Origin of the sequence: Alteromonas sp. MmMcT2-5 (genome assembly GCF_022348315.1) — a bacterium.
Classification (GTDB): Bacteria; Pseudomonadota; Gammaproteobacteria; order Enterobacterales; family Alteromonadaceae; genus Alteromonas; species Alteromonas macleodii.
Genome location: NZ_JAKRFB010000013.1, coordinates 24,782 through 39,874, shown reverse-complemented (window position 1 = coordinate 39,874; position 15,093 = coordinate 24,782). Strand labels below are relative to the sequence as shown.

14 protein-coding genes are annotated in these 15,093 nt (G+C 39.6%); 10 read left to right on the top strand and 4 right to left on the bottom strand.

Annotated features, from left to right (window positions below; all coding sequences use genetic code 11):
- Positions 1 to 66 precede the first annotated feature (66 nt).
- Both MHN09_RS07900 and MHN09_RS07895 read right to left on the bottom strand, forming a co-directional pair.
- On the bottom strand, positions 67 to 2,004 hold the full coding sequence (locus tag MHN09_RS07900; RefSeq protein WP_239240059.1) for an EAL domain-containing protein: 1,938 nt from the start codon (positions 2,002 to 2,004) through the stop codon (positions 67 to 69).
- Positions 2,004 to 2,732: a transglutaminase-like cysteine peptidase gene (locus tag MHN09_RS07895; protein ID WP_239240056.1), complete on the bottom strand. Its 729-nt coding sequence runs from the start codon at positions 2,730 to 2,732 to the stop codon at positions 2,004 to 2,006. Before MHN09_RS07895 ends, MHN09_RS07900 begins: the two co-directional genes overlap by 1 nt.
- Positions 2,733 to 3,065: 333 nt before the next feature.
- On the opposite strand from MHN09_RS07895, the gene MHN09_RS07890 reads away from it, so the two are divergent.
- The 10 genes from MHN09_RS07890 to MHN09_RS07845 all read left to right on the top strand — a co-directional run bounded on the left by MHN09_RS07890 (position 3,066) and on the right by MHN09_RS07845 (position 13,313).
- On the top strand, positions 3,066 to 4,205 hold the full coding sequence (locus MHN09_RS07890; RefSeq protein ID WP_239240053.1) for a glycosyltransferase: 1,140 nt from the start codon (positions 3,066 to 3,068) through the stop codon (positions 4,203 to 4,205).
- Positions 4,206 to 4,207: 2 nt separating this feature from the next.
- Positions 4,208 to 5,527 (top strand): O-antigen ligase family protein, encoded by a 1,320-nt coding sequence (locus MHN09_RS07885; RefSeq protein WP_239240050.1) that lies wholly within the window; start codon positions 4,208 to 4,210, stop codon positions 5,525 to 5,527.
- Positions 5,517 to 6,086: a serine acetyltransferase gene (locus MHN09_RS07880; protein WP_039230052.1), complete on the top strand. Its 570-nt coding sequence runs from the start codon at positions 5,517 to 5,519 to the stop codon at positions 6,084 to 6,086. Before MHN09_RS07885 ends, MHN09_RS07880 begins: the two co-directional genes overlap by 11 nt.
- Entirely contained in the window at positions 6,083 to 7,207 is a 1,125-nt protein-coding gene (locus MHN09_RS07875) for a glycosyltransferase family 4 protein (protein WP_239240047.1), read from the top strand. Before MHN09_RS07880 ends, MHN09_RS07875 begins: the two co-directional genes overlap by 4 nt.
- Positions 7,204 to 8,091, top strand: coding sequence for a sulfotransferase (locus MHN09_RS07870; RefSeq protein ID WP_239240044.1), 888 nt, complete (start codon positions 7,204 to 7,206; stop codon positions 8,089 to 8,091). Before MHN09_RS07875 ends, MHN09_RS07870 begins: the two co-directional genes overlap by 4 nt.
- Positions 8,091 to 8,936, top strand: a complete 846-nt coding sequence (locus MHN09_RS07865) for a glycosyltransferase family 2 protein (protein WP_239240042.1) — start codon at positions 8,091 to 8,093, stop codon at positions 8,934 to 8,936. The genes MHN09_RS07870 and MHN09_RS07865 overlap by 1 nt, the downstream gene beginning before the upstream one ends.
- A 161-nt stretch (positions 8,937 to 9,097) precedes the next feature.
- Positions 9,098 to 10,081 (top strand): hypothetical protein, encoded by a 984-nt coding sequence (locus MHN09_RS07860; RefSeq protein WP_239240040.1) that lies wholly within the window; start codon positions 9,098 to 9,100, stop codon positions 10,079 to 10,081.
- A 20-nt stretch (positions 10,082 to 10,101) separates the two neighbouring features.
- On the top strand, positions 10,102 to 11,031 hold the full coding sequence (locus tag MHN09_RS07855; RefSeq protein WP_239240038.1) for a glycosyltransferase family A protein: 930 nt from the start codon (positions 10,102 to 10,104) through the stop codon (positions 11,029 to 11,031).
- A gap of 47 nt (positions 11,032 to 11,078) precedes the next feature.
- A complete protein-coding gene (locus tag MHN09_RS07850) occupies positions 11,079 to 12,542 on the top strand; it encodes an oligosaccharide flippase family protein (RefSeq protein ID WP_239240036.1) in 1,464 nt (487 codons plus the stop codon).
- 171 nt (positions 12,543 to 12,713) lie between these two features.
- Positions 12,714 to 13,313: a hypothetical protein gene (locus MHN09_RS07845; RefSeq protein ID WP_239240034.1), complete on the top strand. Its 600-nt coding sequence runs from the start codon at positions 12,714 to 12,716 to the stop codon at positions 13,311 to 13,313.
- A 27-nt stretch (positions 13,314 to 13,340) separates the two neighbouring features.
- Here the strand turns inward: MHN09_RS07845 and MHN09_RS07840 are convergent, their stop codons facing one another.
- Together MHN09_RS07840 and MHN09_RS07835 are read right to left on the bottom strand one after the other, a co-directional pair.
- Positions 13,341 to 14,165, bottom strand: a complete 825-nt coding sequence (locus MHN09_RS07840; RefSeq protein WP_239240032.1) for a Stf0 family sulfotransferase — start codon at positions 14,163 to 14,165, stop codon at positions 13,341 to 13,343.
- Between the two features lie 44 nt (positions 14,166 to 14,209).
- A complete protein-coding gene (locus MHN09_RS07835; RefSeq protein WP_239240030.1) occupies positions 14,210 to 15,043 on the bottom strand; it encodes a polysaccharide pyruvyl transferase family protein in 834 nt (277 codons plus the stop codon).
- Positions 15,044 to 15,093: the final 50 nt, after the last annotated feature.

The following is a 15,093-nucleotide window of genomic DNA, read 5'->3' as shown; positions in this document are numbered from 1 at the left end:
AATCATTGTATAACAAATAAGCGTGCTAGGTCTTCACTTTGTTATACGACTTTTCGGCTAAGTAACTTAATTTTGCCAAAGCGTAGGCTTTGCGAAATAAAAACCTTGCTGATAAGCAACGTCGAGTTGAGTTAATGCCACTGACTCTGCTTCATTCTCAACAAGCTCAGCAATTACGTTGATATTTAATCCTCGAGCTATGCTCAATAAGCTACTTACAAACAACTGATTGTCTTTATCTGTGTGAATATCTTTCGTAAGCTTGCCGGAAATTTTTACAAAATGAGGCTGAATAGCCCTCAACCCTGCAAGAGATGCAAGATTTTCTCCAAAGTGCTCAATTGTTACGCGGCAGCCTAATGTCATTAGAGTCTTGCAAAAAGATATGGTGTCATCTTTATGGTGAATGAGTGCTGAGTCTTCGAATTCGAACACCAACTTAGTGCAAAGTGCCGTGTTTTGGTTCAATTGTGCAACTAGCCAGGTTCTGAAATGGGAATTAGCTAGAGATGCATTTGCAATATTAATGGCCACATCACATTTTGCTTGAGAAAGCTTTTTAAAAACGAGGGTTGCTACCAACTTATCGACCTCTGGAATAAGGTTCAATCGCTCTGAAGCGGGGATTAACTGCGACATTGGTATAACACTGCCGCTTTCTTTGTCTTTGAAGCGTGCGAAAGCCTCAAAATATGAGGGAGTGTTTTCTTCAATACTCATGACAGGTTGTATAAGCATGTCAGCGTACTGTTGCTCCAATATCACATTAAGCCTCTCTCTCCATGCAGTGTTACTGTGTATATGAGAGAGTTCTGAAGCAAATTGCCATCCATTAGCTTGTTTAGTTGCAGCCATAAGCGCGCTGTCAGCATTTTCCATAATTTCGGAAAAAGACTGCTTATCACTAAATTGCGCCACGCCCATCCACACCGAACGATTTCCGTCTTTGAGAGGATTGCAATGTACGAGAGTTTCACTTAAATCTTCGATTTTATTCGAACATTCTCTCTTTGATATTGCTTCAGTGACTAGTGCAAAGTCGGCGCCTGATAGCCTGAATAAGTGTGTAGTCTCAGCCGACTCTCTGGAGAACTGCTTAAGAATGTTGGCAACTGAAGTAACGTAATTGTCGCCCTCTTGGGCTCCGAGAGAAGTATTAATAGCGTTGAGGTGCGCTAATCGTATTATAACTAAATAACCTTCATCTGAATGGGCTGTCGAACTTAATAAAGCGTTCATGTGACGAGTAAAGGCACTTCTGTTTTGAACGCCCGTAAGGCTGTCTTCGTACGCTTGCGCCTTGAAGTGTTCTGCTTTTTGGGAAAGTTCTTTAAACATCCCTTCTACAGATGAAGACAGCTTATTCACCGCTTGAGTGATAAATGTAAGCTCTTGGGTAAATGGCTTATAGTTTATTTGAGAGAACTTTTGGTTTTGAATGTCATTAATCTTGTTAACCACGATTCTAAGCGGTTTTGTAATAGCAGTAATTATGAAAAGCAACGCGATGTAGGCTACAACGAACGCGGCAAAAAACATAAAGGCACTTTGTTTGACACTTTCATAAAGCGTTTCATTTGCAAGCCCTGGGTGGCTTTGAACGGTTAGCTCCCCGGCCAGGGTCCAGCCGTCGTTTAATTCAGTTCGTTGAACGGGTGGTGTGACTTCTACTAAATTAGTGAACCACGCAGGCACTGAATCTTGAGTATTTGGGTTTTTACGCTCAATCAGTAAATTACCTTCCATGTCAGAGACCGTAATATACTGATAGAAACCCCTGTCAAAAATGGCATTTACCATAGTCTCCGCAACAATTATTCCGTTGGGTTCGCCAATGTAAGGCGTGATGGAAAGGCCTAAAGACGTTGCTGTATCTTGAGCGTGAGTCGCTAGTTGTTCGTTTACATATTCTCGAGTTAGCTTTACATTTATAATGAAAGAGCCAGCAAATACTAAAACCAAAAAAATGGCTAAGCTCGTACTTAATTGGGTAGATAGTCTCATTATTTTTCTTTATCTCCGTACATTACGCGGTCTAGTCGCTCTACCATGTCGTCCCACATTTTCATTGGGCCACTACCTCTCAACTTGCGGCCTGTTCCCATCGCTTTCGCAGCCCACAATCCATTACCATTAAAACTGTAAATAGGGGATAAGTCTCTGCGCTTATTCGCCGGTAAAATTCGCCGATTAATATTGTCTAAAACTAAAGGTACTGAGCTAGGCGTTTCATAATAAGCTAGCACCATGTGAGGTTGACGTAATTCTAATGCTGTTACATACATAAGCCTTAATTGACTTTCTGGTACACCTAGCTCAATGAGTGAGAAATATTTCGCAATGGTGTAGTCTTCGCAGTCGCCTGCGCCAGTGGCAATAAACTCTATAGGAGTGGCCCAGTAGTCCTTTTCGTTCCAGTGAACAAGATCGTCAACAAAATCGAAACGGTTAAAGAAGCGGTTGATAGAATAGAGTTTTTCATCAATCGCCTCTTGTTGTAATTCATCGATCAGTTGTCGCCAATCAGCAACATCTTCGGCAGCGTTACTGCCATATACGTCATTAATCCGCTTATAAACCTGCTCTGTAAAGATCGTTTTTTGTTGAGCAATACCGGACGAGACGACAAATACGCAAGACATCATAATAACGCCAGCGCGAAAAGCAGTAATTAAACTGCGGAGTTTGACTGGGTTCTGTGTTCGCGTGACGTAGCGTTCTTTTTGGTGCAAGCCGTGGATACTTTATGCAATAGATTAAGGCGAATGTAAAAAATGTTTCACTACAACGTTGTACGCTGTCTCACCTGTGATTGCGTTATGATGGCAAACTTGGTGATAACTTGAAAGGTTTTTGCTTAACTGAATTATCTTTTACTCAAAAGTGATCATAATTGGCATAATTCGTGTTTCTTATAAGCTAGGTAAATCATGTACCGCCCTCGAAAGCTTCGATAAGCACTTGCCATCATTTAGCATTGAAGGGCGGAAACCATGTACGAATATCAATAACACCTGATATCATTAGAACTGCTTGTAGTTTTATTACAACGAAAAGGAACTTTCATGAAGTACTCAGCGCGTCCAGCGGTGTTTATCATAAATTCACTTGAAGGCGGCGGCGCTGAACGAGTTATGGTTAAACTATTAACCATAATGGAATCTTATTTCGAAGAAAAAACGATTCCCGTCCATCTTATTCTTTTGGATGACCTCCCTGAATCTCATCAATGCCCGGCGTTCGTTGATAAAACTGTACTGGACTCTCAGGGGAGCCTAGCCGAGGGTTATCGACAGCTAAAGCCTGTTTTGGAAAAGATCGCTCCTGAGTATGTATTCAGTTTCTTAACGCGAAGCAATTTTCTAAACGTCGCGCTTTCTAAGCGTTTAGGGTTCAAATCAATTATTAGTGAAAGGGTTAATACTACCAGCCATCTGTCTGGTGGCTTAAAGGATAAGGTAAGCCGGTTACTTGTTAGATTGCTATATAATAAAGCCGATAGCGTAGTGGCTGTTTCTGAAGGTGTAAAAGCCGATTTAATCCAAAATTATGCAGTGCCGAAAGACAAAGTAGCTGTGTTATATAACCCCTACGATATTGAACAATTGAAGGAACAGGCCGCGGAGAGTGTATTAGACCTCCCTGCTAAACCTTACATCATTGGTGTAGGGCGATTAGTAAAGAACAAGAATTTTTCACTTTTAATCAACGCTTACGCTCAAGCAAATATCTCAGAAAACCTTGTTATTCTGGGAGTAGGTGATGAAGAGCTTAAACTGAAAAACCTCGCAATAGAGCAGGGGGTAGATGACAAAGTTCATTTCTTGGGGTTTAAATCTAATCCATACCCTTATGTAAGCAGCGCCGAATTTTTTGTTAGCACATCAAATGCAGAGGGTTTTCCCAATGCCATCGTTGAAGCAATGTGCTTAGGGAAAGCCGTAGTCGCTACTAACTGTGAATCAGGTCCCGCTGAAATTCTTGCTGAGAAATATCCTTATCACGTGTCTGGTGCTAGCGAAGAGAAAAACGGTATTCTATGTGAACTCAATAACGTTCAGGGTGTTTGCGGCGCTTTAAAACTGCTCGAAAACGACAGCGTTCGCACTTCCTATGCAGCCAAGAGTAGAAGCTGTGCACAGCAATTCTCTTACCAAGCCTTCCAGGAGAAGGTGGTTGCAATAATAGATAAGGTTTGTAAATAAGCATGTTCGAAGGGTTAAAAGTTGTCGTTGGCCTGATCAGTTTCATTCTGGTGTATCGTACTGTCACTGGCAATTGTAATAAATACCTAGCGTTTGCGATTTGCGCAATATGGCTAAGGTTTTTCTTGGCAGCATTTCATACGATTACGTATCCACCTTTGATCGCGGGCTTTTCCATCAATGCGCTTGGGAGTATTAGTGTCGCTTGCCTAGGCTTATTAGTGATTCCGACTCCAGTTTTTACACTTAAGAAATTCTTTCCTTTCTTTCTGTTTTTCGTGTGTATCGCTATAAGTGGATTCGTGAATATGAAAATCCCAGGCACTATTAATGTACTTGTGAAATGGTGTTATTTTTTAGTGCTCGCAAGTGCTTTAATTCTATCCGTAAGGGTGCAGGGGCAAAATGCAACCTTCAAGAAGCTTCTCGTCGCCTTTACTATGCCTGTGGCCTTACAGATTCTCTCTGTTGTGTTAGGTCAAGCGAAAGCTACGGAAGCAGATGGTTCGGCGAGTTACATCGGTGGATACAACCATGAGGCCGCTTTCTCAATGATTATCGTCAGCTTCATATTTGTGGTGGGTCTGATAGAAAGAGGTACACTGTCGTTTAGAACGTCTTTGTTTACCCTTTCTGTTTTCTTGCTTGTATTAGTTAACTACAGAACTTCGATTCTCACTATTCTCCCGATTGCAGCTGTGTTTTACTTTACGCTAGTAGAGCAACGGTTAAAGCCTTCGCAGAAAGCTCCTGTGATGATGATAGTTGCGATGGTATTACTTTCTTCCTTTCTTGCTTTGTCTTTTACTATGAAAGAAAGGTTTGCTGACATCGGCCTCTTACTCAGCAATTTAGACCTCATGCTGAAAGCTCCCATTTATTTCTCAGACGCTGAGCGCGATATCATGTCTGCAAGGGTTTACATTTGGAGCCAATATATAGACGCCTTTAGGAATGCTGATTTACTTAACCAGTTGTTAGGTTTTGGTCCAGATTCTTGGAAAGGTCGATTTAATTTATATGCTCACAATACATTTGTTTCATACATTTATGAATATGGTGTCTTAGGAGTAGGGAGTTTTGTATTTGTATGTATAAGCGTATTACTCAACGCTTTAACACTCAAAGACAGAAAGTTGTCTAAAATTCTTGCGCTATCTTTTGTCGGTTTCTTAGCAATGAACATGGCTACAATGCCATTGTGGAATATCGAGGGACTGATTTTCTTTGCCATATTAAATGCCGTACTAATTGGCCATAAAAAGAGTAGTAAGAGCAGGCAAGTTTCTACGGACAATCGGGAATTACTCAATGCGAATTGAAAGCAAATCTGATTACAAAATGTATCTCAGTGCAGACTTAGATGCATTGAATATCAAGCCTTCACTTAAAAACAAGTTGACTCACGATATATGGTCTTTTCAAAAGTCCTTGAGAAAGCTGGAATACTATTTGAACTGTAAACATGGTCTGTTAAGTCGAGTGTATACAGTTCTGCTGAGGCTTCGTGTTCGGAAAAAAGGAAGAAAGTTGGGTTTCTCTATACCTCCGAATGCATTTGGTCCTGGTCTCTCAATTGCACATGCGGGAACAATAGTTGTCAATGCAAATGCGCGAATCGGGCGAAACTGTCGTATCCATGTTTGTGTGAATATTGGTGCAGACATTAGAGATGGAAATAAGGCTCCGAATATAGGTGATGATTGCTACATTGGCCCAGGTGCAAAAATTTATGGCGATATTGTTTTGGGCGACAATATAGGTATTGGCGCTAATGCCGTTGTAAACAAAAGCTTCTCGGGTAATGTAACTATTGCAGGTATGCCTGCAAAGGTTATTAGTGAAAATGGACCCAAAAGCTATAGGGATCACAAGAAATGAAAATTGCAGTAGTTGGATTGAGGGGCATCCCTAACATCATGGGCGGGATAGAGTCTCATTGTCAGCAAATCTATCCTAGGATCGCGAAAGAGGATGTTCAAATAACCGTGATTGGCAGAAGCCCATATTTGGAAAGCCGACGCAGTGAATATGAAGGTATATCTGTCATCGGATTGTGGGCTATTCAAAATAAGTTTTTAGAAACGTTTCTGCATACAGTTGTTGCCATTATTTATGCAGCGATTTTTATACGTCCAAATGTTCTTCATATTCATGCTGTTGGACCCGCACTATTTACACCCCTTGCGCGTCTTTTAGGCTTGAAGGTAGTGGTAACTCACCACGGTGCAGACTACGACCGTCAGAAATGGAACGCGATTGCCAAATTCATCCTCAAGTCGGGTGAGAAAATGGCTTGCTTGTTTGCAAATAAGGTCATTGTTGTGGGGCGCTCATTAACCAGTACGCTTAAAATGAAATACCCCAAACAAAAAGACCGTATTACGTTTATTCCCAATGGAACACTTGCGGCTTTTGGGCAAGGATGTACTGAAAGAGACTTGCCTAAAGACTTAGCGATTACTTCTGGAAACTATATTTTAGCCGTCGCAAGGCTAGTACCTGAAAAAGGGCTACACGATTTAGTTGATGCCTACAATAAGTCTGAAACTACCCACAAACTCGTTATTGTAGGTGATGCAGATCACAATGACGACTATTCGAGAAAGATAAAGTCCAAAGCCAGTGAGAAAGTGGTTATAGCGGGTAGACGCGGTGGCAGTGAGCTACAGAGTTTGTACAAATTTGCAAGAGTATTTGTTCTTCCCAGCTATCATGAAGGGCATCCGATTGTCGCATTGGAAGCGATAAGCGCGGGTACACAGGTGCTTTTATCAGATATTCAACCCAATTTGGACATTGCACTCCAGGTTGATTGCTATTTTAGAGTAGGTGATGTTAATTCGCTAACCAACAAGTTGGATGAGTTAGACAATTTAAATCTCGAAATCGATCAATCAGCGTTTTTGGCGAGGTACGATTGGGATGCGATTGCAGTCAATACGTTACGACAATATATGAAAGCGACAGGCCGTCTGCAGGCAGCAGGTGGCACCCAATGAGGGCAAAGGAAAAACTGAATATTGTTTATATATTGTCTGAAAAATCTTCTGGCTCTAGCTTTCTGTTTCGAAGTTTAGCTGATGCTTTAAATATAAAGGACTACCCTGAGACTCAGCATTTTGAATCGGAGACACTTTACTGGACGAAAGCTGCGTCAATTTTAGAAATGCCACAGCTAAAAATGTTGGCTAGTTCGGTACCTTACAGCAAGGAAAGAGCAAATTCTGATCTAATTAAGTTTCTAGAAAGAAACTTGGGGTCTCTACCACCCTACACTAATGACAAAGAGCTAATTTTTAGAGGATGGTATGAAATCATTCAAAAATTTGGTCCAGTATTTATAGAAAAGTCACCGCATCACCTAATGCAGCAAAGTGCGCTGCAATTGATGAAAGAATTTGAGCACGAGTATGCTGATTTACTCAACTGTCACTATGTTTGTATTGTTCGAAATCCAAAAGATGTTTTCCTATCTCAATTCAGACGCTGGAACGTGGCACTAGACACACTTGAGAATCAGTGGTTGGTTAACTACATGAATTGGTTTAACTTTTCTAAAGATCAGGTTGAACGTTGTAGACTAATAAAATATGAAGACCTTGTTTCTGATCAAGCTGAGATCGTTAAAGCAATTTGTGAAGATTTGGGAGTCGAATCCAAATTTGTGCAAAAAGAAAAATCGAGAAAAAGTAAAGCATCAAAACAATCTTCATTTTTCGGACACACATTCTCTGATTCCATTTTTCAATTAGCGAGCATGCTGGGCTATTCAAAACATGAGATAGAAGGGCAAGCAAATCTCAAATGGACGGCATACCATCTTTATACTCGCTACATTTATTCGCCAGCGAAGCGAATATACAACAATATAAGAGGGATCTAATGATGGACTTCAGTGTTGTTATAACCACATACAACAGACCTGATTACTTAGAGCAGTCGCTAAAAAGCGTATTAGCCCAACATGTACAACCCAAAGAAATCATCGTGATAGACGACAATTCAACGGCGAGTTATACCGATGTATTGTCAAAATTTGATGACGTTAGAATTAAGTATTTAAAACAGCTGGTTTCAGGTGGGGCAAATGTAGCGAGAAATAGAGGTGTAAAAGAATCAAGTGGGGATGTTGTTGCTTTTCTTGATGATGATGACGTTTGGTTACCGGTTTACTTGGATCACCATCAAGAGAAGTATCTTGATGGTGCAGATGCTGTGGTGTCAGGTTTTAGACACCTAGGTCACGAATCTAAAATTAGAGTAAATTCAGACACAGTAGTGTCTAAAACCTCACTCATTCGAGGTAATCACTATTGTGGTATGAGCGGCTTTAGCGCAAAACGTGATTTGCTGGTCGATATGCCATTTGATGAGTCGCTCAATAATGGACAAGACTGGGACATGTATGTTCGTTTATTTGAGCGTGGTGTGTCTTTCATCAATATCAACATTCCGATATTCCTATATCGCTTTCAAAACGAGGATGGCATTGGGGCGAAAGTTCGCAAAATGAAACCAAGTGATATCGAGAAGCGTCTAGGATCAGCGAGGAAGCATAGACAATTTCTAGGTGAATATTGGTTCAAAAAACGAATTTGTGAGCAGGTACTATTTTCTCTTAAACACAAAAAGGCAAAATTGGCGTGGATCAGAAAGGCCATTGCGATTGCAGGGTTTAGAGCGACGGTAATGTTCTTTTTAAGCGCCGTGAGAAGAAAGTTTTCATAAACTCTGTTTCAAACAATACTTTGCGTAACAAATAAGCCGAGCTTCTCAATTTTCCTTTTTTGAGTCATCAACAAAGTTAAATTCGTCAATTTGAAACGAAGCGCTGTCTCTAGATAAAGCCTTTAAATGAAAGGAAAGTTCCAGATTTGGAAAGTTTTTAAATGAGCGATAAGAATGTAAAACAGGTATTCATGTACCCACATAGAAGCCAAAATGATTTCTTAGACTTGAACAAGAAAGCGTTAAATAAACTTGGCTACAACGTGCAGCCGACGGACGTTAACTTTGTCAGGTACTTAGCTACTAAGCCCAAACAGGGAATTGTCATTTTGAATTGGGTTGAAGATAGAGTTTATGGCAGGTCCTACAAGAGAGTAGTTCAGTATTTTATCAAAATGATCGCTCTGGTCATATTTTCAAAGCTTTTTGCTAAACACGTTGTGTGGATTAAGCACAATTACAGACCTCATAATAGTTCAGGTAGTATTAAACGCTTTAAGTTTATTTGTGGTTTGTATTCTCTATTAAAAATAAAGCCTGTTTCTTTGGAGAAATACTTTAGCTCTCCCTCCCTTGTTCACCCGTTGTATAAACCTGATACTGAACTTCAGAAAGACTTGGAAATTGGTGACCAAAAGTATACCAACGATATTTTGTTCTTTGGGGGGATTAAACCTTATAAGAATCTAGACTTGGTTTTGCTAAATTGGCCAGTTTCACTTTCCTTAACAATAGCAGGAAAGTGTTCAGATCCAGTTTACACGCAAAAACTGAACTCAATTATCAGAGAACGTGAACTCAGTATAACATGGGATAACCGCTTCCTGTCTGATAGCGAGTTAAATGAGCTTTTACAATCATCTAGGTTTGTTCTTCTTCCCCATTCTGATGGCACGATGATTAGTTCAGGTTCGTTTTATCACGCAATAGGAGAAGGATGTAATATTCTGATTAACGAAAGTGAATTTGGCAGAGTTAAAAGTGAGCAACATGCTTTTGTCCATCTAACTGATGTGAAAAGTTTATCCACGGAGAAGCTTGAAAGCATATTTATGCCGAAGAGAAAAGTACTTAAAGAAGTAATAGCTTGTTATGGCGAAGACAAAGTAATTGATGCTTGGAAAATTATTCTTGCAAATGCGTAGAGTTTATAAAGAGAAATGGAATGAATTCAGACAATAGTTTTTCGTCACCCGCACCTAAAATCAGTATCTTGGTTCCTGTATACAACGATATCGACAGAGTAGGGCTGTGTATTGACAAGCTTCTACAAATTAAATATCCAAAAAACCAATATGAAGTAATTATCATTGATAATGGTTCTACAGATGGTACTTATGAATACCTTCTTGAGCGTGTAAGCGAAACGCAAGGTAATTTTCTTCGCTTGATTCAATGTTTAACTCCCGGGTCATACGCAGCGCGAAACGAAGGAATTAAGATTGCTTCTGGAGAGTTTACGGCCTTTACAGATTCAGATTGCTTGGTATCCGATTACTGGTTAAGTAATTTATTAGCGTGCTGGAATCAATATGAGGGTGATATTGTTGTTGCAGGAAATGTTTCATTTTTCTCAGATACATCCAAGCAGACCGAGCAAAGTGCGCTGGATTTTGAGAATATGTTTTCAATGAAACAAGAGCAAAATGCAAAGAATGGGAAATGCATAACTGCGAACCTTTTTTGCCCAACTGACTTACTCAAAAAGCACAATGGATTTAACGAGAAGCTTAAATCGGGGGGAGATGTAGAGTTTAGTCAACGAGTCGTTAATACTGGTGGAAGAATTGTTTACTCAGAAGAAGCGGAAGTACTGCATCCATCTCGTAACAAAGAGGAACTTATAATTAAGCGCAAGCGTGTAGTGGGAGGAACTTGGGATGCTGAACTTTCTTCTGCGGGTATTGGAAGGAAACTAAGGTTTTTTGCAAGCCTATTAAAAATGTTCATAGCTCGCTCAAAATGCACATTAATGAATTCTTCACTTTCGTATAGACGAAAAGCAAATTTGATTTGGCTGCTTTTGCTTATTTATTTCACAAGTATGTCTGAATTCATCCAGCTTCAGTTGGGAAAAGAAGCTAATCGGGTGTAATGGACCCTGAATACGTCACCTCTTCATCAGTTTTATTGAGAATTTAAATGTCGATTAAGAAAAAGGCTACTAAAGGTGGTATATGGACATCTTTAACTAGGACAGGGATCAATGTTGTTGATTTCTTCGTTTATGCGTATTTGGCTCGCATTTTAACATTGGAGGAGTTCGGTTTAGCTGGCTTCTGTTTTCTATTTATTGAGTTTGCAAATACACTGGTAAATGCGGGAGTTAATCAAAATTTAGTGCAGCGAGAAAAATGGGAAGACCGTTACGCTGCAAGTACGATGACATTTGTTTCAGGCATAGGGTTGATCGTAGTGTTTGGAATGCTCGGCATCGGCGCTCCCATAGCCTATTATTCCTATTCAGAACTGGCCGCGTGGGTGGTTGCCAGTCTTGCTCCCATAACGCTTGTCACTAGCTTACAAGTAGTTGTAAGTGGAAAGCTAATGCGTGAATTTAAGAACAAGCAAATGGGCTTGGCTAAATTCTGTGCAACGATTTTTTCAGCACTGGTGATTGTCATTCTTGCGGAGTCTGGGTTTGGACTATGGGCGCTTATAATAGGTAAACTAGTCAACTCCGTTGCCCAATATCTTCTTCTTGTTTACGTAGCAAAATTCAAACCTTACTTTCACTTTAATAAAGATGATAATAAAGAACTCATAAGTTTCTGTCTGCCTTTGTTCGGCATGACAATCATGAGCTTTATTCATAGAAAAGCGAGTAATCTACTTACAGGTATTGTTCTGGGTCCTGCTAGTTTTGCCCTTTTGGGAGCAGCTCAAAAAGGGGCGACGGTTATCAATCAAGTCACCATGAGTTCAATTAATACAATGGTCGTCCCTAGTTTTTCTAGGGTAAAAGAGCGAGATAAGTTAGGTGATCTTTACATAAAAATGGTGTCGGTAACGGGATTTCTGGTAATGCCAATTTTTATGGGGTTGGCGGCAGTGGCTGATCCTTTTGTTGTGGTGGCATTTGGCGATAAGTTCGCACCAAGTGCTACATTTATGACTATTTCTGCATTTTCAATTTTTCCGAGTGTAATAGCGTGGTTTTTACCAAATCTATTAATTTCGAATGCTAAAACTAAAGACGCGTTCAAATTGACACTTCTAAACTTAATTACAAACATTGGTGTTGCAGGTTCAACTATTTGGTTTGGAATAGAAGTTATGTTGACTTGTTTGGTTGTAGGTGCGTTCTTAGGTTTGCCATTTCGTTTATGGCTAGTAAACAAGCACATTAGCCTAAATTTTTCATTGTTGTTCAAATCACTCATACCGCCCGTAGTAGCATCGTTACTAATGTTTTTTTCACTGATAGAACTTAAGGACTACCTTAAACTGGCTAGCGAAAACAACGTGGTTGTATTAGTTGCTTTGGTTGTTTCCGGCGGATTTCTTTACCCACTATTTATATATGGAATATTCTTTAAAGCAGGCAAAACGTACTTTAGAGAGTTAAAGTCTATGCTTTTAAAAGGAAAACCTAAGAAGGTCTAAAGGAATTGACATGATGTTTACAGAGCGAACAGCGTCAATAAATTTTACAAAAATAAAAGCTTGTCTATTTTAGAAATATATTTGAGTTTTATGTTTTTGATTTTTAATGTCTTTTTTAAATGGCATAATGTTTGCTTAAAGGAGGGTATAGTACATGAGGAGTAGTAGGCTATGAAGTTTTTGGTTGGATTTGCTTTGTTAATTGCATCACTAGGTGCCAATGCCACTTTTATCACTTTCGATGAGAGTGACTTGACAGGTCACGGTATGCAAGCATCGAATGGTTGGGGCGGTTACAGTGTCACAAATGGTGGACTCGGTCTTGCAATTAGTGGTAATTACTGGGTAAGTCTGTCATCAATTGATATTGCTACATTGAATAACAGTGTATTGTCGTTTGAGTTTATGACAACAAACGTTGGTGAGGTAAACGGCATAGGCTTTGATAACGACAGCGAAATTAAAACAGGAGGTCTAGTTTTTGATTTCGGAGGAACGCAAGGCTACGGCAATCAAGATTTCGCACAAACTTTAGTTTCGGGGGTTTGGTATACAATCACAATTGATTTCACGAACTACGATATAAGCTCTTACGACAGAATGCTTTTTGTTGCGGACCAAGACGTTCAAGGTAGGAACACCGACTCTAATTTCAGAAACTTGTTTGTTTCAACACCGAGCTCACTTGTTGAAGTATCTGCACCATCCTCACTAGCGATGTTTGTACTTGCGCTAACTGGATTAGGCTTCAGAGCAAGAAGAAACAAATAACTCCAAAGAATGTTTAAAAAAGCCACGCTAGGCGTGGTTTTTTTTATTGAAAAGAAGTTCTTTTAGTTGTGTCTTCTTGCTTTTTTGTCCTAATGCTAAGTTTATGTCCAATAATATTTCTTGATGCTTGCTTTCTAAAAAACGTTCACGCCATTCATTGTTAATGGCGGTTGACTGCTTTTTAGTTGCTGGTTCAATATTGAATTGTTCAACAGGAACATCTAAGCCCATAAACTCAGCTATTCTATCAACTGCTTGTGGTAGATTATCTCTAGCTTTTTCAAATGTCAGTTCCATGTATTTCACATTGTGAGTACTTAATAGATATTTCCACGATGCATTGTGCAATATTGTTCGTTTCAAACAAAAAGCTATGTCCTTCTCATCGTATTTTACATCGCTAGATTTTGCCTCTTGACCTGAAATCCAAACGCCAGTTTGTCGTGCGATTGAAAGTGAAATGGCTTGCTTTAGCAAATCTTCCCGAGTAAGAAGAATAAAATAAGGGTTTTCCACATGTGATAGAAATCCTTTGAATCCACCGAACTGCGGTAAGTGAGAATAATGTGCTTTAATTGAAAAAACACCGTTTGGTGACGTGCGTTTCTTTTTCAAACAACTCAAAATGTTTTCTATTCCCCTAACATCGAAAATCTCTTCCCATTTGCTTTTATTTCGAGGATTAGAATATTCTAGAGGAAACCCAAAATGTTGTGTTCGATGAAGGGTGTGTCCTAGAAAATGACTTCCAGAACGGGGGGTTGAAGCAATAACCAATGTTTTCTCAACATGAGTTTCGAGAGGAAAGTCGTGTGTACGGCTAAACTGATCTTGGTAAAGCTGCTGTTCCATGTTTTCACCCTTTGAAATGAAGTCTTTGAGGCGGTCGATTGCAATTAATACTTATCGAATGGGAAGTTTTCTACGAGAGCTCGCTGACGTTCAGCGATGTTGGGTATAGGAAGTGTTTCTAACTTCATACACTCTTCTATCGTTTTTCCCACGGCAAACTCCATCCGACCTGTCCCTTGGTAATAGTCTTGATATTTAAAAATGTTTTCGCCACTTCCAGAGTCAAAAAATACAGCTGGAATTCCGTATGCTTCGGCGAGAATAATACCGTGTAAACTGCTAGCGATAACCTTTTTTGCTTTTGTTAAACGTCCGAGAAAATTTCCGGGTAATTGACGAGGTGAAACTAGCTGATTTTCATAACCTGCATAAATCTCGTTATTATCATTCAATTGCGGTACTATTAATAAATCTTCTGAAGGTCCAGAATAAATGATATTTAGCTGTTCAATAGGATAGAAAAGGGGGGCCAAAATACCAGGATCGCCAAACACTTCTGGCACACTGATACCTTTTGACTCTAAATATTCTTTTGTTTTAGGGCCTCGCACAGCTCGTACATCTAAAGCAGAAAAAATATGTTTGTCTTCGGCGATTTTTCCATTTCTGCCTGTTCCCCATACAGTATCTCCATTTTCAGCAAAATGAAGAACAGAGCCTATGGAAAGAATCTTACCCGTCTTTATGTCTAGTGGATGTTTATCTTTCAAATTTAGTAGGAAATTGACTGTCTCAAAGGCGAGGTAGTCACCTATATTAGGTTGACCGTCCTTTGGATTCCAGAAATAACTCTTGTGTTGAAGTTGCAATGCTGCTGCAACTTTCGGTTCCAATAGTTTGAGGGATTCTTCTTTGCTTTTGAATAATTTATTGAACACGTATTGTTCTCTTCTTAAAGGAAATGGAACTAGTTTACTAAACAAGTATG